This is a genomic window from Mycolicibacterium sp. ND9-15, from assembly GCF_035918395.1.
Lineage (GTDB): Bacteria > Actinomycetota > Actinomycetes > Mycobacteriales > Mycobacteriaceae > Mycobacterium.
Genome location: NZ_CP142362.1, coordinates 4,820,276 through 4,843,968 on the forward strand (window position 1 = coordinate 4,820,276; position 23,693 = coordinate 4,843,968).

General features: G+C 66.8%; 22 protein-coding genes. 6 read left to right on the forward strand and 16 right to left on the reverse strand.

Annotation, left to right across the window (positions count from 1 at the left end; genetic code table 11):
* Positions 1-8: 8 nt before the first annotated feature.
* From QGN32_RS22825 to QGN32_RS22855, 7 genes are all read right to left on the reverse strand, one after another.
* Complete coding sequence (locus QGN32_RS22825; RefSeq protein ID WP_326546434.1) at positions 9-800, reverse strand: SDR family NAD(P)-dependent oxidoreductase; 792 nt, start codon at positions 798-800, stop codon at positions 9-11.
* A gap of 25 nt (positions 801-825) precedes the next feature.
* Entirely contained in the window at positions 826-1,677 is an 852-nt protein-coding gene (locus QGN32_RS22830) for an SDR family oxidoreductase (RefSeq protein ID WP_326546435.1), read from the reverse strand.
* Between the two features lie 3 nt (positions 1,678-1,680).
* The gene (locus tag QGN32_RS22835; protein ID WP_326546436.1) at positions 1,681-2,172 is read right to left on the reverse strand and encodes a nuclear transport factor 2 family protein; all 492 of its coding nucleotides are present in this window, start codon (positions 2,170-2,172) and stop codon (positions 1,681-1,683) included.
* 81 nt (positions 2,173-2,253) lie between these two features.
* A complete protein-coding gene (locus QGN32_RS22840) occupies positions 2,254-3,288 on the reverse strand; it encodes an acyl-CoA dehydrogenase family protein (protein WP_442791754.1) in 1,035 nt (344 codons plus the stop codon).
* Positions 3,285-4,430, reverse strand: a complete 1,146-nt coding sequence (locus QGN32_RS22845) for an acyl-CoA dehydrogenase family protein (protein ID WP_326546437.1) — start codon at positions 4,428-4,430, stop codon at positions 3,285-3,287. Before QGN32_RS22845 ends, QGN32_RS22840 begins: the two co-directional genes overlap by 4 nt.
* 119 nt (positions 4,431-4,549) lie before the next feature.
* The gene (locus tag QGN32_RS22850) at positions 4,550-5,659 is read right to left on the reverse strand and encodes a zinc-binding dehydrogenase (protein WP_326546438.1); all 1,110 of its coding nucleotides are present in this window, start codon (positions 5,657-5,659) and stop codon (positions 4,550-4,552) included.
* 11 nt (positions 5,660-5,670) lie between these two features.
* Positions 5,671-7,248 carry an acyl-CoA synthetase gene (locus QGN32_RS22855; protein WP_326546439.1) on the reverse strand — a complete coding sequence of 526 codons (1,578 nt, stop codon included), beginning with the start codon at positions 7,246-7,248 and terminating at the stop codon, positions 5,671-5,673.
* Positions 7,249-7,464: 216 nt separating this feature from the next.
* Here QGN32_RS22855 and QGN32_RS22860 point away from each other — a divergent pair, with 216 nt between their 5' ends.
* Together QGN32_RS22860 and QGN32_RS22865 are read left to right on the forward strand one after the other, a co-directional pair.
* Positions 7,465-9,264: a flavin-containing monooxygenase gene (locus tag QGN32_RS22860; protein WP_326549218.1), complete on the forward strand. Its 1,800-nt coding sequence runs from the start codon at positions 7,465-7,467 to the stop codon at positions 9,262-9,264.
* Positions 9,261-10,148, forward strand: coding sequence for an SDR family NAD(P)-dependent oxidoreductase (locus tag QGN32_RS22865; protein WP_326546440.1), 888 nt, complete (start codon positions 9,261-9,263; stop codon positions 10,146-10,148). The genes QGN32_RS22860 and QGN32_RS22865 overlap by 4 nt, the downstream gene beginning before the upstream one ends.
* A gap of 48 nt (positions 10,149-10,196) precedes the next feature.
* Here QGN32_RS22865 and QGN32_RS22870 read toward each other — a convergent pair whose 3' ends face one another.
* Positions 10,197-10,811: a Dabb family protein gene (locus QGN32_RS22870; protein WP_326546441.1), complete on the reverse strand. Its 615-nt coding sequence runs from the start codon at positions 10,809-10,811 to the stop codon at positions 10,197-10,199.
* On the reverse strand, positions 10,804-11,151 hold the full coding sequence (locus QGN32_RS22875) for a hypothetical protein (RefSeq protein WP_326546442.1): 348 nt from the start codon (positions 11,149-11,151) through the stop codon (positions 10,804-10,806). Before QGN32_RS22875 ends, QGN32_RS22870 begins: the two co-directional genes overlap by 8 nt.
* Before the next feature lie 100 nt (positions 11,152-11,251).
* Between QGN32_RS22875 and QGN32_RS22880 the strand changes: the two genes are divergently transcribed.
* The gene (locus tag QGN32_RS22880) at positions 11,252-12,460 is read left to right on the forward strand and encodes an NADH:flavin oxidoreductase (RefSeq protein ID WP_442791755.1); all 1,209 of its coding nucleotides are present in this window, start codon (positions 11,252-11,254) and stop codon (positions 12,458-12,460) included.
* Positions 12,461-12,470: 10 nt separating this feature from the next.
* Here QGN32_RS22880 and lipP1 read toward each other — a convergent pair whose 3' ends face one another.
* The 6 genes from lipP1 to QGN32_RS22910 all read right to left on the reverse strand — a co-directional run bounded on the left by lipP1 (position 12,471) and on the right by QGN32_RS22910 (position 19,188).
* Positions 12,471-13,388: a LipP1 family hormone-sensitive lipase gene (gene lipP1, locus QGN32_RS22885; protein WP_326546443.1), complete on the reverse strand. Its 918-nt coding sequence runs from the start codon at positions 13,386-13,388 to the stop codon at positions 12,471-12,473.
* Positions 13,389-13,391: 3 nt separating this feature from the next.
* Entirely contained in the window at positions 13,392-14,234 is an 843-nt protein-coding gene (locus QGN32_RS22890) for an IclR family transcriptional regulator (protein WP_326546444.1), read from the reverse strand.
* Between the two features lie 200 nt (positions 14,235-14,434).
* Entirely contained in the window at positions 14,435-15,592 is a 1,158-nt protein-coding gene (locus QGN32_RS22895) for a zinc-binding dehydrogenase (protein ID WP_326546445.1), read from the reverse strand.
* 49 nt (positions 15,593-15,641) lie between these two features.
* Complete coding sequence (locus QGN32_RS22900; protein WP_326546446.1) at positions 15,642-17,102, reverse strand: FAD-dependent oxidoreductase; 1,461 nt, start codon at positions 17,100-17,102, stop codon at positions 15,642-15,644.
* Positions 17,099-18,007 carry a biphenyl-2,3-diol 1,2-dioxygenase gene (bphC, locus tag QGN32_RS22905; RefSeq protein WP_326546447.1) on the reverse strand — a complete coding sequence of 303 codons (909 nt, stop codon included), beginning with the start codon at positions 18,005-18,007 and terminating at the stop codon, positions 17,099-17,101. Before bphC ends, QGN32_RS22900 begins: the two co-directional genes overlap by 4 nt.
* Complete coding sequence (locus tag QGN32_RS22910; RefSeq protein WP_326546448.1) at positions 18,007-19,188, reverse strand: acyl-CoA dehydrogenase family protein; 1,182 nt, start codon at positions 19,186-19,188, stop codon at positions 18,007-18,009. Before QGN32_RS22910 ends, bphC begins: the two co-directional genes overlap by 1 nt.
* 163 nt (positions 19,189-19,351) lie before the next feature.
* On the opposite strand from QGN32_RS22910, the gene QGN32_RS22915 reads away from it, so the two are divergent.
* Positions 19,352-20,962 (forward strand): flavin-containing monooxygenase, encoded by a 1,611-nt coding sequence (locus QGN32_RS22915; RefSeq protein WP_326546449.1) that lies wholly within the window; start codon positions 19,352-19,354, stop codon positions 20,960-20,962.
* A 6-nt stretch (positions 20,963-20,968) separates the two neighbouring features.
* On the opposite strand, the gene QGN32_RS22920 is transcribed toward QGN32_RS22915, so the two are convergent.
* Entirely contained in the window at positions 20,969-21,841 is an 873-nt protein-coding gene (locus QGN32_RS22920; protein ID WP_326546450.1) for an alpha/beta fold hydrolase, read from the reverse strand.
* 168 nt (positions 21,842-22,009) lie between these two features.
* On the opposite strand from QGN32_RS22920, the gene QGN32_RS22925 reads away from it, so the two are divergent.
* Positions 22,010-22,819: an MlaE family ABC transporter permease gene (locus QGN32_RS22925; RefSeq protein WP_064404402.1), complete on the forward strand. Its 810-nt coding sequence runs from the start codon at positions 22,010-22,012 to the stop codon at positions 22,817-22,819.
* Between the two features lie 10 nt (positions 22,820-22,829).
* Positions 22,830-23,687, forward strand: a complete 858-nt coding sequence (locus QGN32_RS22930) for an MlaE family ABC transporter permease (protein WP_326546451.1) — start codon at positions 22,830-22,832, stop codon at positions 23,685-23,687.
* Positions 23,688-23,693: the final 6 nt, after the last annotated feature.

Genomic DNA, 23,693 nt, shown 5'->3' on the forward strand with positions numbered 1-23,693 from the left:
CCGCGGTGTCAGAGCACCGATTTGATCTGTTTGGCGACCAGTCGGGTGGCTCGCTTGGCCGAAAAACGCGCCAGAACGTCCAGGGCCAGGGCGTCCGCGCCGACCAGAACCCGGAAGCGGTCAGCTGCGATGCCGTCGACGATCTTCTCGCCGGCGGTCTCGGCGGTGGTGGAACGCACCTTCCGGCCACCGCTGTCGAGCATCGCCACTCCGGAGTTGCCGGTCAGGTTGGTCTCGACATTGCCCGGAAACACCGTTACGACATGGACGTTGGTGTCACACAGTTCGCCGTACAGGCCTTCGCTGAACTGCTTGACCGCCCCCTTGCTCGCGCTGTAGAGGGTCTGGCTCGCGAACGGCAACAGTGCCGAGAGGCTGGACATGTTCGTCAGGTTCGCCTCGGGTCGCGTCAACAGCGTCGGCAGGAAGGCGCGGCACATGTTCACGGTGCCGGTGAAGTTCACCGCCATCACGCGGTCCGTCTCGCGGGCAGCAAGGTCGGTGAACGGTGCGAACCGGTGGATGACACCGGCGATGTTGACCAATCCGTCGATCCGGCCGTGTATTTCCGCCACCTGGTCGGGCAACGCGACGACCGCTGCGGTGTCAGTGATATCGATGACGTGTGTCGATACGGGCGCGCCGGTGGCGCGCAGGAGCCGGGCGGTGGCGGTGAGCCCGGTCTCGTCGAGATCGGCTGCCGCAACGCGTGCGCCGCGACGCGAAAGGCCAAGCGCCACCTGCTGACCCATGCCGTTACCGGCGCCCGTCACTACGAACACGTTGTCGATGATCTGCACGTCGACCTTTCTGCGCCGGATCGGATCAATGTCGTGCGGGGTCGAACCGGGGTTTGGTGCGCAGCACGGGTGCGCGGCGGTCCGCCAGAATCGCGGCCCGCTCGGACATGGCGTTGCCGACGTAGTCCGGCTGAGTGAGCAGGTAGAACTCTCCGCTGGCCGACTGGTCGAACACCACCTGTGCCGCCTCGAGCGGATTCATCGCCTGGGCCTTGATGTCGAGCATCGCGGTGCGCTGTGTCTCGGCGGCCGCAACGTCGCCGTCGTCGACGCCCAGCGCTGCCTCGAAGATGTTGGACTTGACCGTGCCCGGCAGCACCGCCTGCACGTGGATCCGATCGGCGTGCCCCGCCAGCTCGACCTCCAGACGGAGGCACTCGGTCAGCGCCAGCACGGCATGCTTGCTCATGATGTACGGCGCCTGCAGCGGGACGGCGACGACCCCGCCGATGGACGAGAGGTTCCACACCCACGACGGCGTCTGCGTGGCGATCATGCGCGGCAGGAACGCCCGGATTCCGTAGAAGACACCGCTGACGTTGATCGCCACCAACCGGTCCCAATTGGCGACGGGGGTGTCCCACAGGTAGCCGAACTGCTCGACCCCTGCATTGTTGACCAGCAGCCGCACCGGCCCGACTTCGGAGTAGACCTGTGCGGCAACGTTTTCGAGGGCGCCGTGGTCGCGCACATCGCACGCGAGGTCGATGGCGCCGGGTAGTTCCTCGCGGAGCGCCGCGATGGCGGAGGCGTCGATGTCGACCAACACCACGGTCATACCGAGAGCGGCGGCGTGGCGTGCCAGCCCGGCTCCGATCCCGTTGCCGGCACCGGTGATGACCGCGACACCGCCGCCGAAAGTCGCGCGGGCGTCCACGCGTTACGACCCGGCCGGGGCCGTCGCTGCGGTCTTGGCGGCGTGCTCGGCGAACGGAATCGAGTCCTCGGCGTCGAGGACCACGGTCATCGAGGTGAAGACCAGACCGTGCTGCGAACGCCGGATTCCCACGTCGACCACCCCGCTGGACACGTCGAACGGGACGTTGTTGGTCACCTGGTTGACGTACAGGTAGAAGCGGGCGGTGGTGACGGCCCCGTCGGTGCCGGTGCGGAAGATGTTGGTCGCGTGATGGCGCAGCGGGTAGGGATTCTCGTTGCGGTGCTGGGTGAGCCAGGCGAGCGTTTCGTCACGGCCGTGCAGTTCGGCGGCGAGCAGATCCTCGAACGGGCAGTTACCCGAATCGGATCGGCTCAGGTACTCCATCTCGTCGCCGAGCCGCGCCCCGAGTTCGGTGAAATGACCCTGGTCGTAGTGGTACCAGAAGGCGGCGATGAACTCCTGGACCTCGGACAGCGTGATGTCGTTGCTCATGGCAGCGAGTCAACCGTCGGCGCCGCCCGCATGGCAGCGCAGTGCCCGGTCAGTGGAACACCGCGAGGTCCGCACAGCAGCTCAGTCGGTGATCAGGCTCCACACATCCGCGCCCGCGGCCAGGGCAGCGTCGGTGACCTGCTCGTCCCAGTAGCGCACCGACCCGAATTCGGACCGCCACGCGAGTGCGGCGCGCGTGTACTCGTGCAACCGGTGTTCGCGGGTGGTGCCGATGGCGCCGTGCACCTGGTGGGCGTTTCGCACCACGACCGAGGCGGCGTGACCCGCGCAAGAGCGGGCCGCGGCGATGCGAAAGTGCAGGTTCGCCGCCGTCCAGTCGCTGGCGACCGCCGTCGTCAAGGCCGATTCGGTCGCCGCGCGCGCCAGCGCTGCCTCCGCCGCCAGGTCTGCAACCTGATGCTGCACCGCCTGAAACCGCGACAACGAACGGCCGAACTGGACACGCGCCCCCGCATGGTAGATCGACAGCGCCACGATCTGGTCGAGCACCGCGCAGACCTGGATCGCTCGAATCAACGCGGCCTTCATCCGGAACCGCGCCACCAGGTCGGCGGCGACGGGTACGCCGTCGACTCCCGTGACATCGGCAGCGACGGTGTCCCTCGGTTCCCCGATCAGATTGGCGCCACGCGTGATCTCCAGCGCCGCGACGTCGACGTCTGCGGCGCGGTGGTTGTCGCCGTCGCGCCACACGACGACGATCCGGTCGCTGCCGGCGGCCCACGGAACACCGCTCGCGGAGCCGTCGTCATCGAGCAGGCACACTGTCCGGACCGCGGTGTCGGCCGGCATCTGATTGGCCTCGAGCAGCCAGCATGCGAGCAGGTCGTGTTCCCCCAACGGAATTCGCACCGCGTGGCGAGCTGCGGCGGCGAGCAGTTCGGCCGCCTCGAACCAGCCCGCGCCGCTGCCGCCGGACTGTTCTGCGCCGGTCAGCCGAACCAGTCCGAGCTCGTCGAGGTGCTGCCACAATCGTGGGTCGCGTTCGACGCGCGTCGTCGCAGGATGGTGGGCCCGGTGGTCGGCGAACACCGCGTTCATCATCTCGACCAGTGCGGGGTCGACGTTCGTCGGGGCGCTGTCGGACATCGTCATCGCAGGCCCAGCCCTCTGGCGATCACACCGCGCAGCACCTCGTTGGTGCCCCCGCGCAGCGTGAAGCCTGGGCGTTGGTCCACTGCGTTGGAAACCAATTGGCCCACAGCCGGATCAGCGGTGCCGTCGGCGAGAGTGTCGGCGAAGTCGGCGATGTCGCCCTCCGTGGTGGTGCCCAGGACCTTTACGACCGCGGCGGGCACATCGGCTGGGGCGTGGCGTTGCAAGGCACCGGCCACCGCGGTCGACATCTGATGCAGGCCGGTGATCCGGGCCACCAGCCGGCCGAGGCCGACATCCCGCGAAAGCCGCTGTGCAGCCATGCTTTCGCTGCACGCGGACAGCAGCACGAACGTGGACAGGAACCGTTCGGGACCGCTGCGCTCGAACGCCAGCTCCGAGGTGACCTGAGCCCAGCCCGACCCGATCTCACCGAACACCATGGTGTCCGGTACGAAAGCGTCGTCGAGGATCACCTCGTTGAAGTGGTGCGCGCCGTTCATCGAGATGATGGGGCGGATGTCGACCCCGTCGCCGCGCAGATCGACGATGAACTGGCTCAGCCCGGCGTGCCGGTTCTGCGGATCCGCCGGTGAGGTGCGGGCCAGCGCGATGAACGCATGAGACAGGTGCGCCCCGGAGGTCCACACTTTCGTGCCGGACAACGACCAGCCACCGTCGGCGCGCGTCGCCCTGGTGCGCACGCTGGCCAGGTCGGAACCGGAGTCGGGTTCGCTCATGCCGATTCCGAAGAAACATTCGCCGCGAACGATCCGCGGCAGGAACTCCCGCTTCTGCAGTTCCGTCCCGTACTTGAGCAGCGACGGCACGATCTGACGGTCGGCGATCCAGTGCGCCGCGACGGGAGCGCCCGCCGCCAGAAGTTCCTCGGTGACCAGGAATCGTTCGACGAACGACCGGCCGTGGCCGCCGTACTCGGTGGGCACCGTCATACCCAGATAGCCCTGCTGTGCAAGCGCTTTGGTGAAATCCTCCTCCCAGCCGGTCAGCCAGGCGTCGACCGAGGGGGTGAACGCCCCCGCGGCACGTTGCTCGGCGAGGAATCGGCGTACCTCGGCCCGCAGCGCCGTTGTGGACGCGGCGTCCACGGTCGCCGGGGGCACCAGCCGGGGAGGCGTCATAAATTCGCGATCATCTGTTCGGCCAGCGCGAGCGCATGCGGGCGCAGATCTTTGTGCGGCATCACGCGATCGACCATGCCCCACTCTAAGGCCGCCCGGTTATCCACGTAATCACCAAGTCATGCCGGGACGATGCTGGCGCGGACATCGCGTTTGCCCTCGGCGGCGGCGAAGGCCTCGTTGATGCTCTCCAGCGGATACTGCGCCGCGGCCAGTCGGTGCAGCGGCAAGGTGTCCCGGTGCTGTTCGAGGAAGTTCAGCGCCCGCGACAGCACCGACGGCTCGTACAGCGATACGCCGACCATCGTCTTGTTGGCGAAGACGAAGCGCGACGGGTCGAACTCGAAGGTCTTGCCGATGTTGATGTTGCCGATTTCGGCGTAGCGGCCGAACTGGCCCAACATCTTGAGGCCCTCGTCGATGGCCGCCGGGGCCCCGACGACCTCCACCACCACGTCGGCGCCATGGCCGTCGGTCAGCCCGCGGATCAGCTTCACCCGGTCCTTCACCGTCGCGGCCTCGTTGATGTCGATCACCGAGTCGGCACCGAAAGCCGTTGCCAACTCGAGTCGTTCGGGCACCCCGTCGATCGCGATCACGCGGGCGGCGCCGCGCGCCTTGGCGACCGCAACGGCATACAGGCCCAGCGCGCCGGCGCCCTGGACGACGACCGTCTCGCCGAGTTGCTGGTCGACGCGCTCCAGGCCGTACATCACCTGGGACAGCGCGCAATTGGCGCCCGAGGCGACGTCGTCGCTGACGTTGTCGGGTACGGTGTAGACCACCGCGCCCGCGGGCAGCAGGAAGTAATCGCCGTAACCCCCGACGAAGTGCGGCGGTTCGTCGGCGCGGCCGAGCATCGCCATTTTGAGGTGCAGACAGGCGTTGCGCCTGCCCGCCAGGCAGTTTCGGCACCGGTGGCAGCAGAAGAAGTACGGAAACACCACCCGGCTGCCCTTCTTCAGGCCGACACCGTTGGAGTCCGCGGTAACACCCTCGCCGAGTTTCTCGACGGCGCCGACCATCTCGTGGCCCAGCACGGTGGGGAGTTGTCCGCCCAGCCCACCGGTGGCGAATGTGCCGTGCCAGGCGTGCAGGTCGGAGCCGCAGATGTTGGTCCGGGCGACCTTGATCAGAATCTCGCCGGGTCCCACGTCGGCCAGGTTGACCGTTTCGATCTCGAAGGGCTTGCCGGGTGCGTCGAACCGCGCGATACGTCCTGTGAACACGCTGACTTCCCTCAGCGGCTCGGCGCTTGCGCCATAAAGCGTTCGCGGAGGTGACGTTTGAGTAGTTTGCCGCTTGGATTCTTCGGCAGGGTGTCGACAAAGAAGACGGTCTTGGGCGTCTTGAACCCGGCAAGGTGTTCCCGGCAGTGGGCGATCACGTCGTCCTCGGTCAGGCCGACGCCCGCACGGGGGACGACCGCCGCGACCACAGCCTCGACCCACGTCGGGTGCGGGAGCCCGAACACCGCGACTTCTTCGATTCCGCTGTGCCGGTACATGACCTCTTCGACCTCGCGGCTGGCGACGTTCTCACCACCGGTCTTGATCATGTCCTTCTTGCGGTCGACGACGTGCAGCAGCCCGTGCTCGTCGTAGTAGCCGAGATCGCCGGAGTGGAACCAGCCGCCGCGGAACGCTTCGGCGGTCTTGTCCGGGTCGTCGAGGTAGCCGAGCATCAGATGTGGGCTGCGGTGAGCGATCTCACCCACCACGCCCGGCGCGACGGGTGTGTCGTGTTCGTCCAGGATCGTGGTTTCCACGTTGACGACCGGGCGCCCCGCCGAACCGGGATGCGCGTCCTGCTCGTCGGGTCCCAGCGCCGATGCCAGTGGAGCCATCTCCGTCTGGCCGTAGAAGTTCCACAACCTCAGATTGGGTAGCCGGTCCCGGATTTCGCCGAGGATCTCGGTCGGCATCGCCGACGCACCGTAGTAGCCCTTGCGCAGGCTGGACAGATCCACCTCGTCGAAGACGGGGCAGCGCAGCAGGCTGATCCACACCGTCGGCGGCGCGAAGTAGTTCGTCACCCCGTAGCGCGCGATCGTGCGCAGCACCGTCTCGGGTTCGGGTGCGGGCAGGATGATGCTCGTCGCACCGAGATAGATGTCGGTGATCAGGAAGTTGTCCAGCTGTGCGCAGTGGTAGAGCGGCAGCGAGTGGATCTCGACGTCGTCGCGGGCCATCGAACCGGCGACGATGGTGCTGACGTACTGCCACAGCAGGCTGCGACTGGTGTGCATCACCGCCTTTGGCCGCGACTCGGTACCGCTGGTGTACATCAACCGCAGCAACTGATCGTCGCCGATGGCCGGTGTGGGGGCGGGTGCGGTCGTGGTAAGCCACCGGGCGAAGTCGTCCCAGCCCGCGGGGGCGCTCACGTTCGGCGGCATGATCGCTGCCTTGGTCCGTACGGCGCCGTCGATGCGCATCGCGGCGTCGGCGGTCGCCGTCAAGCCGGCTTCGACGATGAACCCGCCGACCTTGCTGTGGCCGAGGATGTAGGCGATCTCCTCGGCGGTCAGCATGAAGTTGATCGGGACCAGGACCACGGCCGCGCGGGCGGTGGCGAATGCCAGCGCGGCGTACTGCCAGCAGTTGTGCGCCAGCAGCGCCACCCTGTCGCCTGGCCGGAAGCCGTTGTCCCGCAACGCGGCGGCCGCCCGGTCCACCAGCGCGTCGAACTCGGCGAACGTCAGTGTCACGTCGCCGTCGATGATCGCGGTCTTGTCGGGCTGCTTGCGGGCTGACCGGCGGGGGATGTCGCCGAGCGTGTGACGGCGCGCCTGGCCGACCACAGCGTCCAGTTGCATGGCGCCACGGTAAGCGCGCACGCGCGGCGGAGGTGACGGGTGTCCCGCTCAGTAGGCAGGGCAGTGCCCGTCCGGCCGTCTCGCGCCGATACTCGAGGCGTGACTGCTGACGCTCGAGCCATTCCGACGCCACGCACCGCGCCGGTCGACCGCGACGAACTGAGGAGCCACCTGGTCGCGGCCGATCCCGGTGTGCTGGTCGCGGTGCTGGCACAGATGACGGGCGATCCGTCGGTGGTCGAGCGGTTCGGGCCCAAGATCTCCCACGTCCCCGATCCGCCGGAGCGCGCCGGGGTCACCGACGGCGATACCATGGCGGCGCTGGTCGAGGAGATCATCGCCGCGTTGAGCACCCCTCGAGTCGACGATGTGGATCCGGAGTTGTTCACCCGCGTCCTGCCCGTGGCGGTCGGCTCCGACGTCGAGGACGAATTCGTCGCGCTGCTGCTCGAACAGGGCGGTTTCCAGCTTTCACAGCCGACGCTGCCACGCACGGTGCCCATTCCGGAAACCACCACGCTGGCCATCATCGGCGCCGGTATCGCGGGCATCATCACCGCGCTGGCGGCCGCGGACGCGGGGGTGAACTACCAGCTCTTCGACCGCAACGACGAGGTCGGCGGCACGTGGCTGACCACGACGTATCCCGGAATCGGCGTCGACACACCGTCGGCGTACTACTCGCTGTCGCGAGAGGTGAACCCGGACTGGTCGAGTTACTACCCGCAAGGTGCGGAGTACCAGGACTATCTCGTGGGGCTGGCCGACAAGTACGGACTGCGCGAGCACACCCGGTTCGGCACCGAGGTGGAAGCGCTGTGGTGGGACGACGAGCGGAAGCAATGGCAGATTCACGCGGTCGACCGCGACGGTAACCGCGACGTCAGCTACGCCAGGGTGGTGGTCACCGCCGCCGGCTACCTCAACCGTCCGCGCTGGCCGGACGTCCCGGGCCGGGAGTCGTTCGAGGGCACCAGCATTCACTCCGCGATGTGGGACCCGTCGCTGAGCCTGGCGGGCAAGCGGGTGGCCGTCATCGGCGCCGGATGCACCGCTGTGCAGATCGTCGACGCCTGCGTGGACGAGGTGTCGCACCTGACCGTGTTCCAGCGTCAACCGCACTGGGTCGCGCCGCGCAAGCGGCCCTCCGACGATGTGCCGGAATTTCGTCGCTACCTCGGCAGGCACCTGCCCTACTACGCGAACTGGCACCGGGTGAAGTCCTACTGGGCGACGGCCGACAACAACTATCCCGTCATCTTGCGCGACCCCGAGTGGGCCAAGGATCACCTGTCGATCTCTCAGGCCAACGACGTGCTGCTGCAGATGTGCCTGGACTACATCAACCAGACATTCGGCGAGGGTTCGGAATTGGCGCAGAAGGTCACGCCGGACTTCGCGCCGTACGGCAAACGGATCATCCGCGACCCCGGCGGCTATTACGCGGCGCTGACCCGCGAGCATGTCGACGTGGAGGCCAGCGAACCGGCGGCGGTGAACGCCAACGGAATTGTCACGCAGGACGGCAGGCAGATCGATCTCGACGTGATCGTCTACGCCACCGGTTATCACCTGGACTTCCTGTCGACCCTCGACATCCGGGGCCGCGACGGTGCGGCACTGCGCGACGAGTGGGGCGACAGCCCACGTGCGTACCGCGGCGGAACGGTGCCAGGATTCCCGAACCTGTTCATCAACTCCGCGCCGAACTACAGCCCCGGCCACGGTGCGGGCGCGAACTTCTCGATGGAAGTGATGGCGCACTACATCATCGAGTCCCTGCAACTCATGGCGTTGCGTGACGCGACCACGATGGAGGTGACGCGGGAGGCCTACGACGAGTACGTCGCGCAGATCGACGATGCGATGTCGCGGACGGTGTGGTGTCACACGCCGAACGCGCACACCTACTACCGCTCCCGCTCGGGTCGCGTCGTGGTCGCCACCCCGTATCGGCTGGTCGACATATGGCATCAGCATCGCGCGCCGATCGAAGAACACTTCGTGATCCGATGAGCGGGGTTCTCGACGGTAAGACGGCACTGGTCACCGGAAGCAGCCGCGGTATCGGGCGTGCTGTGGCGCAACGCCTCTCGGCTGAAGGAGCCACCGTGGTCGTCACCGCGAGGTCGTTTGAGCCGTCGGCGTCGGTCCGAGGGGGCGCGGCCACAGCGTTGCCGGGCACGATCGCCGAGACGATCGATCTGATCGAGCAGTCCGGTGGTAAGGCCATCGGCATCGCGGCCGACCTCGACGATGCCGACCAGCGCTGCCGGCTGGTCGACGAGGTCATAGAGCGCACCGGGGGTCTCGACATCCTGGTCAACAACGCCGGTTTCGCCGATTACGCCTGTGTCGAAGAGATGAGCCTAGACACGTTCGACCGCACGGTCGAGCACTATCTGCGGACCCCGTTCGTGCTGACCAAGGCGGCCGTGCCGCACATGCGCCAACGGGGGGCGGGCTGGATCGTCAACATCGGCTCGGTCACCGGTGTCGCACCCGTGCGGCCGTACCGCGAATACAACAAGACGTCCGGTGACGTGGTCTACGCGTCCTGCAAGGCCGCGCTCCATCGTTTCACCCAGGGGGTCGCCGCGGAGTTGCTCGACGCGAACATCGCGGTGAACTGTGTCGGTCCCTCCAGCGCGATCCGGACGCCCGGCGCGTCGCAACTCATTCCGGACACCTTCCCGACCGAGCCGGTGGAGTACTTGGCCGAGACCGTGCTGGCGATGTGTCACCTGCCGGCGCAGGAGCGGACCGGGCTGGTGGCGTTCAGCCTGCACTATCCATGGTCACAGGGTTTGACCGTGCACAGCCTCGACGGCGCCACCGAGTTACCGCCGCTGGAGCCGCCGGCGACCGCCAACCCGAACATCAAACCCGCCGGCCTTTAGCGGTTTCGGTGCGCTACTGATCGCGCAGCGACGGTTAGCGCACCGAAATCACCCGTTGGCGCAGAAGCTGTGGCACACGCGGTCGCGGACGATGACCTCGGGGCATTCCGGGTCGAACCAGCGGTCCACGTACGCCCAGTGAATCGGATGCATCAGATACGGCCCGGTCAAACCGTCGAGATCGCGGAACTCCTGCTCGAACACATGGGTCCATGCCGAGGTGCCCACCGCCGAGTCGACAGGGCTCAGCTGCCATGTCGCGATCGAGGTGACGTAGCGGGGGAGTAGGCGTAAATCGTCCTCGAACCGCGCGACGGTCGCGTCGGCGGTGTCGGGCTGCACCCGAAGCAGCAGTGTCCGGTAAACGGTGGCGGGAATGTCTCTGGCGCTGACGGGTCCGCCGGCGTATGCGGCACCGTTGATGCGGGTGACCTCTGGAGCGTCCAGCAGCGAATCGAAAGCGGTTGCTGCCGAGCACCATTGGTCAGCAGTGTCGAACCGCAGGTGCATCAGGATGTCTCCACCGTTGCGCACACCGGGTAGCGTGGGTTGCACCAGCGAACGCACAGCGCAGCTGTCGGCCGCCGTAGCCCGCAGGTCCTCGAGCAGGCGGCCCCGCTGGGCCCCCTCGGCGACGTCGATCAAGCGGATGACGTTAAACATCGCAGAGTCCGTCCACGTCGGTGGCCGCCGCCGCGACGCTGCGTGAGCGCTCCACGACGAGTTCGGCGATGCCCTCCCACCACTGCCCGAGCGTGGCATCTGGTCTGGCCTGCCACGTCATCTCCCACCAGGCTTGCGGTGAGCGCAGCACCCATGTCACGGTCACCACGTTGGGCTGGTCGTCGAACCAGACCGGCGGGCTGACGAGCACATCGCGAAGAGTCATCCCGCGCTCGCGTGCGCCCGGTGCGTACTCGGCGAGATAGGCATCGACGAATCGCCTGGCACACCCCGGCCGGGTGGTGACCCGGTCGATGACGAACACCTCACCGTCGGCCATCGTCCGAGCGTACGGCCGTCGCGGCGACGACCGGCACGACACTCCCGGCCATCGGGAGGGCACCGTTGACCGCAGCCACACCCGGGAGGACCGTGGTCGGATGAGCGTTGAGACGATGTCGGATCCGTTCGAGCCTGCCCGGCTCGGCCCGGTGCGGCTGCGCAACCGGGTGATCAAGGCCGCCACGTCGGAAGGTCGGTCGCCCGACGGGCTGGTCACCGACGACCTGATCGACTTCCATGTCGCCTTCGCCAAGGGCGGTGTCGGGATGACGACGGTCGCCTACTGCTGCGTGTCCCGCGAGGGCGCCAGCGCACCGGGCCAGATCGTGATGAGCAAGGCGGCGTTGCCCGGGCTCCGCAGGCTCACCGACGCCGTGCACGGCGCCGGCGCTGCCGTCTCCGCCCAACTCGGCCACGCCGGGATCGTCGCACCCAAGAAGCTCACCGGTGCCACACCGGTCGCGCCCAGCCGGTTCGTCAACCCGACATCGTTTGCCTACTGCCGCGAGATCGCCCGCGACGAGATCCGAGCCGTCATCGAACAATTCGCCGTGGCCGCCCAGGTGGCGGTCGACGCCGACTTCGACGCCGTGGAACTGCACTTCGGCCATCTCTACCTGCCGAGCTCCTTCCTGAGCGCACGCATCAACCGTCGAAAGGACGGCTACGGCGGTTCGATCGACAACCGGTCCCGGCTCGTCCGGGAAATCGCGGCGCGCGTCCGGGAAGTCGTGGGCGACCGGATTGCGGTCATCGCCAAACTGGATATGGACGACGGGCTGCCCGGCAGCATCTGGATCGACGAGGCTCTGCGGACCGCGCAGCTGCTCGACGCCGATGCCACGTTGGACGCCATCGAGCTCACCCAGGGGTCATCGGTTTACAAGCCGATGTACCTCTTCCGCGGCGATGTGCCGGTCAAGGAGTTCGCCGAGGTGATGCCGCCGGCGCTGCGCCCCGGTGTCCGGTTGGCGGGCAAGCGGATCATGGGCAGCTACCCGTACCGGAATCTGTACATGCTCGATGCGGCAAGGCAATTCGTGCCCGTAGTCCGCAATACCAAGCTGATCCTGCTAGGCGGTATCACCAACCGCGACCATATCGAGACGGGTCTGCGCGAGGGATTCGACTTCATCGCCATGGGGCGGGCGCTGCTGCGCGAGCCGGACCTGGTCAACACGATGATCACCGATCCGACGGCCCGTAGCCGCTGCAACCACAACAACAAGTGCATGGTCACCGTCTTCGGCCGCACCCACTGCGTGCTCGATCCCGAGCAGCGCTACGGCGACATCCCGAAGGTGTGAGCGCGCGACGTCAGAGCAGAGCGGCCAATTCGGCGGCGGCCGAACGCCGTGCCACGTGCGCGATGTCGAGCATCGGCATCGTCATGAAGCCGTGGATCCCGCCGTCGAACGGACACCGCACCACCTTGACGCCCGCGGTCTCCAACGCGTCGGCATATGCGATGCCCTCGTCGCGCACCGGGTCGTGGCCCGCGGTCACCACCACCGCCGGCGGCAGCACGTCCAGGCGTGCGTGCAGCGGTGAGGCATACGGATGGGCGCGGTCGGCGGGGGAGGGGACATACTGGTCCCAGTACCACTGCAGTGCCGAGCGGGGGTTGTAGAAACCCTTGCCGTACAACCGATACGACTCGGTGTCGAAATTCGCTGCGATCATCGGGTACAGCATCAGCTGCGCGGTCAGGGGCGGTCCACCGCGGTCGCGTGCCATCACCGCGGTGACGGCGGCGAGGTTGCCGCCGGCGCTGTCACCGCCGACGGCGATTCGGTCCGGGTCGCCGCCGAGATCGGCCGCGTGGTCGGCCACCCATCGCGTCGCGGCGTACATGTCCTCTGCCGCGGCCGGCCACCGAGCCTCGGGCGCCAGCCGGTAATCCACCGAGACGACAACGGCCGGAACGAGGTTCGCGAGACTCCGGCACAGCGCGTCGTGGCTGTCGAGGTCGCAGAACACGAATCCGCCGCCGTGCGCGTACACCAGGACGGGCAATCGCTCTGCCGACCTGGGCCGGTAGACCCGGACTGGAATTGACGCGTCGTCACCGGGGACGGTGAGTTCGCGGATTTCTCCAATCGCTTCGGGCTCGGTGGGGGCGACGAAGCGCGAGCGGATCGTCGCCCGTGCCTGCGCGCCGGTCATGGTGTGCACCGGAGGGAAGCCGGCATCCAGCGACTCGATCACGTCGGCGATCTGAGGATCGAGAGTCATCGTCTACGCGTATTGCAGCGTCGGCTCACGGGTCGGAACCGGTCGCAGGGCGGGACCCCCCCGCAGCGGGCGCACCTGCTGCAGGGTGGGAGCGACCCACTGCGGGCCGTCCTCGGCGTTGCGCCAGATTCCCATGGCGGTCATCCGCACCGGCGCGACGAGGCGCTGGTCGAACATCATCCGGTTCATCGGCCCACACACCGACACTGCCGCGACCGCCTCGCCCTCGCCTCCGATAGGCGCTGCGACACAACCGAATCCGGTCAGCGCCTCCTCACGATCGAACGCGATGCCGTGGGTATGCACCTTGGTCAGCTCGCTGCGCAGCTGAGCGGGCGAGCCAATCGAGTACTTGGTGCGGCGGCTGCCGAAATCGACTGCCTCACAATCGAGGCCTTCGGCGTAGGCGAGCATCGCCTTTCCGACCGCCGAACAGTGGGCGGGGTGACGCGCGCCGACGCGGCTGGGAACCGCCGCGGCCATCCGGTCACCGATCTTCTCCAGGTACACGACGTCCGTGCCGTCGAGGACGGCGAGATGGACGACGAGACCGGTGGCGCGATGCAGGTCGTGCAGCAGAGGTACCGCCGCCCGGTGCAGCCGATCCTGGTGCACGGCGAGCGAGCCCAACTCGACGAGCCGCATGCCCAGTTCGTAGTCGCGGCCGTTGCGCCGCAGCCAGCGCAGTTGCACGAGACGTTCGAGCATGCGGTGCGCAGACGACCGGGGAAGGCCGGTGCGGCGCACGATCTGTGCCAACGTCAACCGGCCCGGTCCGTCGAATGCGTCTAGGACCAGCGCTACCCGGTCGAGGACGGCACTGGGAGTTTCGACAGTCGATGTCATGGGGCACCTCCGGACAAAAGCGTTACCAGACATATTTCTATTAGGAATATGCCTATTTGTAGCACACCACTGTGCGGGCTGTCACACGAATACGGCGATTTGCTTTCGGTCACCTAAACGCCTTCGTCCACGCATCGACCGGGCCTCTATCGGGTTGATCGCACGCACCCGTTGCGTGCGATCACCCGGCTAAGGCACGGCTAAGGCGAGACGGCGTTGCTCTGCGGGTCGATGAGCACCTTGGCGTGAGCTTCGGCGGTGCCGAGCACCTCGAACGCGCGGGCGACACCATCGAGGCCGACCGTGCCGGTCACAAGCGACGATGCGTCGACCTCGCCGTCGGCGAGCATGTGCAGTGAGTCGCGAAATTCCAGTGGGGTGTAACCGAACACGAAGCGCATGTCGATCTCTTTGCCGATGGCCATGGCCGGCCGCAGCTGGTCGGTGCCCATGCAGACGCCGGCGACGATGACGCGCGACTGCAGGGGTGCGGCGCCGACGATTCCGTCGATGATCCCGGGCACGCCGACGCACTCGAAGATCACCGGACGCTTGGGCGCCGTCGCACCGATGGTGTCGGCGATCCGATACAGATGTGACCAACCGGGCAGGCGGCGCAGCTTTTCCATCGCGCCGACGCCGAGCTCGAACAACTGGGGAGCCTCGACGATGGCGCCCGACTGACCGGCGACCGCATATGGAGATTCGTCGGCGGGGTCTACCACGATGTCCGCTCCACATCGGGACGCCATGTCGCGGCGCGTCACCGAGAAGTCGCTCGCGACGATCGTGTGTACGCCGAGCGCCTTCAGGTGGCAGATCACCGCGAGCCCGACCGGTCCGCATCCGATCACGATCGCGACATCGCGTTTGCGAATCTCGCTGCGGCGCACGGCATGCAGGGCGACCGCCATGGGTTCGGTGAGCGCCGCGGTGTCCAGGCTCAGACCGTTCGGGATGACAAAGCTCAGCGCCCCTTCGGCGAGCACATGCTCGGCGTAGGCACCGGGTGCCAACGGCGACAATCCGGTCATGTGCACCCCGCCCGAGGCGCGCAGCAACGGAAAGGAGACCACCGGTGTGCCGACCCTGAACTGCCTGCTCGTCCCGCGGCCTCGCTCGAGGACTTCTCCGCAGAACTCGTGGCCGAACACGACGGGGGTGTCCTGGCGCATGAAGTCTCGGTAACCCATCTCGTCCATCACGCCGGTCAGTTCGCCGGCGTGGTCTTTGGCGTGCAGGTCGGATCCGCAGATGCCGCACCGCCGCACCTCGAGCAGTAGTTGTCCGCGCGCCGGTACCGGCGTCGGCAGGTCGACGACCGACAGATTCCCTTGCTCACAGCTGACCGCTTTCATCCACCCATCCTGTCCCATAGGAACGGCGGACACGGCAGTTCCTGCAGGACTACCCGTCGGCTGCGTTCAGCCCGGCGCGGCGGCCGTAGAAACTGCCGTCGCCGAGCGAGATACCGCTGGCGTAGCCCCAGGCCGCAAGGCCCGCGGTGCACCGCCCCGCGGCGAACAGGCCGGGGATGGGTTGGCCGCTAACGTGCAGCACCTCGGACCCCAGCGATGTCAGCAGCCCGCCCAGCGTGAATCCGCCCGTGCTCTCGCGCAAGTCGATCGCGCCGACCGGGGTGCCGATCGGCCGCACCCACTGGGGCTTCTTGCGAAGAAGCAGATCTTCGCCCGCCGCCGCGCCGGCGTTGTACGCCGACACCGTCGCCTGAAGAGCCCCCGGCGGCAGCCCGATCTCGGCCTCGAGTTCGGCGACTGTCTCGCACACCCAGTTGGCCGGACGCATCATCAGTTGTGGTGACAGCGACGCCATCGCCTCTTCCTGGGCATCACCGTCGATGATCAGGTAAGCGGTGTTGTCCTGGTGGTAAAGCGTGAGTTGACCGACCCGGCCGGGGTAGGTGTCCTCGGCGACGTAGCGCTGCCCGCGAACGTTGACCAGGATTCCGCGGACCAACTGCTGCGGATCGATGAAGATCGCGACCTCGGTCGCGTCCATGTGGGCGAGGTCGGCGCCCAGTGCCTGCGCCATGCGGATGGCCTGACCGTCATGCTGTTCGATCGAGGCGGCGGGGCGCCCGGCGATGCGTGGGGCGTACTGCGCGACCATCGCCTCGTTGTAGGCGAAACTGCCCATGGCCAGCACCACGCCGCGGCGCGCCCGCACGGCGATCTGGTCGCCGTATCGACGCGCGCACACGCCAACCACCCGGCCGTCGGCCTCGACGATCAACCGCTGTACGCGAACGTCGTAGATCGCTCGCGCCCCCGCCGCTTCGGCCGTTTCCACCAGCGGTTTCATCAGCATGTAGCCGGCGCTGGCCTCGCCCTGCTTCTTGTTCGACATCTGCGGGACATGTCCGCGTGGGGCCGGCGTGGCGATGGTGTTGAAGGGATGGGAGTTCTCCCCGCCGCTGTACATCAGTCCCTGGTCACCCATGGGCTCCCAGCCGGGTTCGCCGAAGAACTCCGGTTTGAATCGCACGCCGCAGCCGACGAGCCAGTCGAAATGCTCGAGGCTGCCGTCGCAGTAGTCGGCGATGCGTTTCTCGTCGGCACCGGGCCCCATCGCCACGTTGAGGAAGGCGGCCATATTGGCAGCGGAATCCTCGAAACCACAGACCTTTTGAATCGGTGTGCCACCGCCGAGATAGATGAAACCGCCCGCCATCGATGCCGCGCCGCCCCACGAGCCGGTGCGTTCGAGCACCAGGACATCGGCGCCGGCACGAGCCGCTTCCACCGCGGCGGCCGCGCCGGCCACACCGAACCCGGCTATGACGACGTCCGCCTCCTCATCCCACCGCGAGACATCCGACGCCGGCACCGGAGTGGGGTCGCCGCTCACGGGCGCATCGCGGCCGGCAGGTCGGACACCCACTCGTGGCCCCAGTAACTGTCGGCGGTTATTTCCTCAGCCGTGTAATAGGTTTCGTCGACCCGCATCCCGTCCGTGCCGAACTCGATGTCCCAGTCGCCGGGTGCGCGCACGTAGAACGACACCATCTTGTCGTTGGTGTGTCTGCCCAGTGTCGAGGACAACTGGAACCCGTCCTTGTTCACGCGGTCGAGCGCCTGTCCGACCGCATCGAGGCTGTCGACCTCCACCATCAGGTGGATCAGGCCCGGGTCGCGCAGCGTCATCGCCGGACAGATCGCCAGGCTGTGGTGGCGTTCGTTGATACCGAGGAAGCGGACACGCAGCGGCCCGAACTCCGGCGGAGTGGGCACCCGATACGCCCCGCGGGACTTGAATCCCAGGACCTCGGTGTAGAACTGGAAGAGCCCGGGCACGTCGAGGGCCGGTAGTACGACGTGGCCGAGTCCCTGGTCGCCGGTGACGAACCGCGCGCCGAACGGCGTCACCACAGGGCTGTGGTCGAGTACGGCGCCGTGGAAGACCTCGGTGGAGGTGCCGGCCGGGTCGTCGAACGCGATCACCTCCTCGACGCGGCGGGCGTCGGCCTCCGCCGGTGATAGTTCCTTCACCGGTACGCCTGCGTCCTCGAGAGCCGCCGTGACCCGGGTCAGCGCCGCCTGGTCACGGACTTCCCAACCGACGGTGACGATCTTGTCGACGTCGCCGGGCACCACGACGATGCGAGCGGCGCGCTCGTCCATGCGCAGATACAGCGCATCGCCGTCCGGGCCGGAGCCCTCGGCGAAGCCGAGCACCCCAAACGCGAAGTGGCGCCAGCGTTCGATGTCGGCGGCTTGGATTTTGACGTACCCGAGACTTTTCAGATCGCTCATCAGATCATCGCCCGCAGCGGACCCTGCGGGTCCACACCCAAAGCGCTCAGCGCCGAGGCGTGAAACACCGTGCCGGGGACGTGAATGGCGTGCAGTTGGCCGACGTGCACATCTCGCCAGTACCGCTGCAACGGCTTGTCCATGCGTGCGGCGTTACCCCCAGAACGCGCGAAGATCTCGTCCACCGCCGATACGGCGCGCCACACCGCCCGTATCTGCGTGCGGCGGCCGGCGGCGCGGTCCTCGAAGCTGACCTCCTTGCCCGCGGCGACCATGTCGTAGATGCGGTCGGCGTTGGCCAGCAGCTCCTGGCGCGCGGCGTTGATGTCGGCGGCGGCCTCGCCGATGGCGTACATGACGTACGGGTCGTCTTTGATCGCCGTCCCGGTAGCGCCCACCCGCTCGCGTTGGTAGTCCAGGTGTGCGGCCAGCGCGCCCTCGGCGATGCCGATCGTCGCGGCCGAGATGCCGAGCGGGAACATCGTCGACCACGGCATCAGGTACAGCGGTTCGGTCATGCCGGCTTCGCGCTGGGCGGTTCCGTCCATCACCTTCGTCGCGTCCATCGTCCGGTACGCCGGAACGAACGCGTCTTTGACGATGACGTCTTTGGAACCGGTGCCGCGCAACCCGACCACGTCCCAGGAGTCCTCGACGATCTGGTAGTCCGATCGGGGCAGGATCATGTGCAGCATCTGCGGTGGCATCAACGGTTTGCCGTCGGCATCCCCGAGCATCGCGCCCAGGATGATCCAGTCGCACGCATCGGTACCGGAACTGAACTGCCACCGGCCGGTGAACATGTAGCCGCCGTCGACCGGCGTGGCCACGCCTTGCGGCGCGTACGGCGACGCCATCCACGTGTCGATGTCGTCGGCCCAGACTTCCTGCCCGACCCGCGGATCGGCGTAGGCGAGCTGATAGGGGTGCACGCCCACCACCCCGTTGATCCAGCCGGCTGCCGGATCCAGGGCCGCCGTGGCCATCACGGTCTCGGCGAACTCGCGGGGGTGCGCCTCGTAGCCGCCGTGCTTCTTGGGCTGCAGGAGGCGAATGGAGCCGATGGCCTTCATGCTCTTGACCGTTGCGTCGGGCAGCTTGCCGATCTTCTCGGCTTCGGCGGCCTGCTCCTTGAACTGGTCGGCCAGTTCCATCACCCGGTCGAGTACGCGCTCGCTCATGCTGGTGTCCTTACTGTGTGGCTGCACTTGATGGTCTACCGCAACCGGCGCGCGAACGGGACGGAATCCCGGTCAGCGGGCTGCGTTTCCCGGACGGCCTCGCAGTTGTCCGGTCACCGGGAGATCGACCGCCGACCGATGTTCGACGGCTTAACGTGGCGCTGTGAGTATCTCCGAGGAACGCTCCGTGGACGCCGTCGTGGTCGGCGCGGGATTCGCCGGCCTGTACGCCCTGCACAAGCTGCGGTCGCAGGGCCTGTCAGTGCGGGTGTTCGAGGCGGCACCGGAGATCGGTGGGACGTGGTACTACAACCGCTATCCCGGGGCGCGCTGCGACGTGGAGAGCGTCGACTACTGCTACTCGTTTTCGACCGAACTCGAGCAGCAATGGGATTGGTCGGAGAAGTACGCCACGCAGGGTGAGATCCTGCGCTATCTGAACTGGGTTGCCGACAAACTGGACCTGCGGGACGGCATCACGTTCAATACGAGAGTCACCTCGGCGGTTCTCGACGAGGACGGCCTCCGCTGGACAGTGACGACCGATGCCGACGAGGTCCTCAGCGCGCGGTTCTGTGTGATGGCCACGGGCCCGCTGTCGGCGGCGTTGACGCCCGACTTTGCCGGCCTGGACAGCTATGCGGGCAAGCTGTACCACACCGCCCAGTGGCCGCACGAACCCGTGGACTTCACCGGTAAAAGCGTTGCGGTGATCGGTACCGGATCGTCGGGCATACAGTCGATTCCGCTGATCGCCGAGCAGGCCGAAAAGCTCTATGTCTTCCAGCGGACGCCGAATTACAGTGTGCCGGCCGGGAACCGGCCACTGACCGATGAGGATCGCGCGCAGATCAAGGCGACATACGCCGAACGCCGACGGCTGTCGTGGCGCAGCGGCGGTGGTTCACCGCACACCGCCCACCCGAAGCGCACGATGGAAGTCACGCCCGAGGAACGCTGGTCCGCGTTCGAGAAGCGCTGGCAGCTCGGTGGTGTGCTGTTCTCGAAGACGTTCAGCGACCAGATGATCGATATGGCTGCCAATGAGGAGGCCCGAAAGTTCTACGAGCAGAAGGTGCGTGCGGTAATCGACGACCCCGAGGTCGCCGAACGCCTCATCCCAAATGACCATCCCATCGGCACCAAGCGGATCTGTACCGACACCAACTACTTTCAGACATTCAACGCGCCGCATGTGAAGTTGGTGAGCGTGCGGCAGACGCCCATCGTGTCCATCGACACTGACGGCATCAATACCACCGACGCGCATTACGACGTGGACGCCGTCGTTCTCGCCACCGGCTTCGACGCGCTGACCGGTGCACTGGCGAAGATCGACATCGTCGGCCGCGGCGGCGAAAAGCTGCGTGACGACTGGGCCGACGGACCGCGCACCTATCTCGGGCTCGGCGTGGACGGCTTCCCGAACCTGTTCCTGGTTTCGGGTCCCGGCGCGCCCGCCGTGCTCGCGAACATGGTGCTGCACGCCGAGGCCCACGTGAACTGGATCGCCGACGCCATCGGCTATCTCGACGACCACGGCTATAACGCGATCGAGGCGACTGCCGATGCCGTCGACAACTGGGCTGCCGAGCTCGACCAGCGTGCGGAGGCAACGCTTTTCCCGAAGGCCGATTCCTGGTACATGGGTGCCAACGTGCCCGGAAAACCACGCGGATTCATGTTGTTCATCGGGGGTTTCGCCGCCTACCTCGATATCTGCGCCGAGGTCGCAGCTGCCGGCTACAAGGGTTTTGCTCTGCTGAAATCGTAGGCGCACTCACTCACGAGCCAAAAATGCCAGCACGGCGCTCTCGAACGCCGCCTTGGCCTCGATCATCGCCCAGTGCCCGCAGTTGGGGAACACGTGCAGTTCGGCGTTGGGGATGGTGCGCATCGGAATCAACGCCATATCAAGCGGACTGACCCGGTCGTCGCGCCCCCACGTCAGCAGCGTGGGCGCGGCGACTTTGTGCATCTGCGCCCACGGCAGCGGCGCGTCACTGCTGCGCATGAACGCCATCATCTGCGCGAAAGCCGCCTTGCCGTACATGCGCCGGGCGGCCGTCAACGTCTCCGGATCGGTTGCCAGGCGCCAGCGTTCGTCGATCAACTCCTCGGTGACCAGCGACTGGTCGTAGACCATCGAGTTCAGCCAGTCGACCAGCCGTTGGCGGGTGGGCTCTTCGGTGAACTCCTGCAGCAGTCGGATTCCCTCGCTGGGGCCGGGGCTGAAGATGTTGGTGCCGATCCCGCCGATCGTGACCAGCCGTGCGATGCGGTCAGGGTTGTTGATCGCGAAGTTGATCCCGACGCCGCCACCCATGGAGTTGCCGACGATGTCGACGCGGTCGACCCCGAGCGCGTCGAGGAACGGTACGACCGCGCCCTGCGCCGTGATCATCGGGTGGCCACCGAAATCATCGCTGACCCCGAAGCCGGGGAACTCCAGGATCAGGCAGCGGTATCGCTCGGCGAACGCCGGTAGCACGCCACGGAAGTTGCGCCACCCGGTGACACCGGGACCGGAGCCGTGGAGAAACAGCAGCGCGGGGCCGTCACCGACGTCGTAGTACCGCAGCACCCCTGCGGGCGTTGTCTGTTCGCGAAGGTTGGTCTCGGCGTGGGCGATGGAAGCGGCGGGTTCGGTCACGGTGTCAGCCTGCCACGGACGGCCACTGCACCGACACCCCGTTCCGCTCATCGGTCGTCCCGGTAAGCGGGACGCTCACCGCAGCACTCGGTGATTCACTGCGACGCTTGGCCGTCGAGACATCGGCCGGCGCCGGCCGATGCGTACTAGGAGACCCGATGATGCGCCATGGCGATTGAGGCACCGGAGCGGTGGTCTGCGGGTCTGCCGCCGTTGCGGAATTTGGCGGGTCCGATGCAGGCCGTCGGGGCGTTGTTCGCGATGTCGGCGGATGCGGTGCGGTTTGTGTTTCGTCGGCCGTTTCAGTGGCGTGAGTTTTTGGAGCAGTGCTGGTTCATTGCGCGGGTGTCGTTGGCGCCGACATTGTTGGTCGCGATTCCGTTCACGGTGTTGGTCAGTTTCACGCTCAACATCTTGTTGCGGGAGTTGGGGGCTGCCGATCTGAGCGGTGCGGGTGCGGCGTTCGGTGCGGTGACGCAGGTGGGTCCGATCGTGACGGTGTTGATCGTGGCCGGGGCGGGGGCCACGGCGATGTGTGCTGATCTGGGGTCGCGCACGATCCGCGAGGAGATCGACGCGATGGAGGTGCTGGGCATCAACCCGGTGCAGCGGTTGGTGACACCTCGGATGCTGGCCTCAGGGCTGGTGGCGTTGTTGCTCAACAGCTTGGTGGTGATCATCGGGATCCTGGGTGGTTACACGTTTTCGGTGTTCATTCAGGATGTGAACCCGGGCGCGTTCGCGGCGGGGATCACGCTGTTGACGGGGGTGCCCGAGGTGATCATCTCGTGCGTGAAGGCGGCGCTGTTCGGGTTGATCGCCGGGCTGGTGGCCTGTTTTCGGGGGTTGACGATCACCGGGGGTGGAGCCAAGGCGGTGGGTAACGCGGTCAACGAGACGGTGGTCTATGCGTTCATGGCGTTGTTCGTGATCAACGTGGTCGTCACGGCCATCGGTATCCGGATGACGACGGGCTAGCGGGGCTTCGATGGGCACCACAACGATTCTGCGCACGACGTATCCGCGGTTCAGCCGTCAGGCTCGGCGCCCGATTGATCTGCTCTCACGTCTTGGCGACCACATCCTGTTCTACGGACGCGCCTTGGCTGGTGTGCCGCATGCCGCCATGCACTTCCGTAAAGAAGTCGTGCGGTTGATCGCCGAGATCTCCATGGGGGCGGGCACGCTGGCGATGATCGGCGGCACGGTGGCGATCGTCGGTTTCTTGACGCTGGCCGCTGGTGGCACGTTGGCGGTGCAGGGGTATTCGTCGTTGGGCGATATCGGTATCGAGGCGTTGACGGGGTTTTTGGCGGCGTTCATCAATGTGCGCATCGCCGCACCGGTGGTGGCCGGGATCGGGTTGGCGGCCACGTTTGGCGCCGGGGTGACCGCGCAGTTGGGTGCGATGCGGATCAACGAGGAGATCGATGCGTTGGAGTCGATGGCGATTCGGCCGGTGGAGTATCTGGTCTCCACGCGCATCGTGGCGGGCATGGTGGCGATCACGCCGTTGTATTCGATCGCGGTGATCTTGTCGTTTGTGGCCAGCCAGTTCACCACGGTGGTGTTGTTCGGTCAGTCCGGGGGGCTGTATGACCATTACTTCGACACCTTCTTGAATCCGATCGATTTGTTGTGGTCGTTTCTGCAGGCGGTGCTGATGGCGATCACAATCTTGTTGATCCACACCTACTTCGGCTACTTCGCCTCCGGCGGGCCCTCCGGTGTGGGTGTGGCGGTCGGCAACGCGGTGCGCACCTCACTGGTGGTCGTCGTCTCGGTCACCCTGCTGGTATCGCTGTCCGTCTACGGTTCCAACGGCAACTTCAACCTGTCCGGTTAGGGAAGA

Excerpts from the sequence above, each read along its gene's own strand:
- QGN32_RS22870 (WP_326546441.1), bottom strand. The coding sequence starts at position 10,811 with ATGTTTAACGTCATCCGCTTGATCGACGTCGCCGAGGGGGCCCAGCGG.
- QGN32_RS22895 (WP_326546445.1), bottom strand. The coding sequence starts at position 15,592 with ATGAAAGCGGTCAGCTGTGAGCAAGGGAATCTGTCGGTCGTCGACCTG.
- bphC (WP_326546447.1), bottom strand. The coding sequence starts at position 18,007 with ATGAGCGATCTGAAAAGTCTCGGGTACGTCAAAATCCAAGCCGCCGAC.
- QGN32_RS22860 (WP_326549218.1), top strand. The coding sequence starts at position 7,465 with ATGACGGGCGATCCGTCGGTGGTCGAGCGGTTCGGGCCCAAGATCTCC.
- QGN32_RS22840 (WP_442791754.1), bottom strand. The coding sequence starts at position 3,288 with ATGACGATGTCCGACAGCGCCCCGACGAACGTCGACCCCGCACTGGTC.
- lipP1 (WP_326546443.1), bottom strand. The coding sequence starts at position 13,388 with ATGACTCTCGATCCTCAGATCGCCGACGTGATCGAGTCGCTGGATGCC.
- QGN32_RS22875 (WP_326546442.1), bottom strand. The coding sequence starts at position 11,151 with ATGGCCGACGGTGAGGTGTTCGTCATCGACCGGGTCACCACCCGGCCG.
- QGN32_RS22865 (WP_326546440.1), top strand. The coding sequence starts at position 9,261 with ATGAGCGGGGTTCTCGACGGTAAGACGGCACTGGTCACCGGAAGCAGC.
- QGN32_RS22880 (WP_442791755.1), top strand. The coding sequence starts at position 11,252 with ATGAGCGTTGAGACGATGTCGGATCCGTTCGAGCCTGCCCGGCTCGGC.
- QGN32_RS22930 (WP_326546451.1), top strand. The coding sequence starts at position 22,830 with ATGGGCACCACAACGATTCTGCGCACGACGTATCCGCGGTTCAGCCGT.
- QGN32_RS22845 (WP_326546437.1), bottom strand. The coding sequence starts at position 4,430 with ATGACGCCTCCCCGGCTGGTGCCCCCGGCGACCGTGGACGCCGCGTCC.
- QGN32_RS22835 (WP_326546436.1), bottom strand. The coding sequence starts at position 2,172 with ATGAGCAACGACATCACGCTGTCCGAGGTCCAGGAGTTCATCGCCGCC.
- QGN32_RS22925 (WP_064404402.1), top strand. The coding sequence starts at position 22,010 with ATGGCGATTGAGGCACCGGAGCGGTGGTCTGCGGGTCTGCCGCCGTTG.
- QGN32_RS22855 (WP_326546439.1), bottom strand. The coding sequence starts at position 7,248 with ATGCAACTGGACGCTGTGGTCGGCCAGGCGCGCCGTCACACGCTCGGC.
- QGN32_RS22890 (WP_326546444.1), bottom strand. The coding sequence starts at position 14,234 with ATGACATCGACTGTCGAAACTCCCAGTGCCGTCCTCGACCGGGTAGCG.
- QGN32_RS22910 (WP_326546448.1), bottom strand. The coding sequence starts at position 19,188 with ATGAGCGAGCGCGTACTCGACCGGGTGATGGAACTGGCCGACCAGTTC.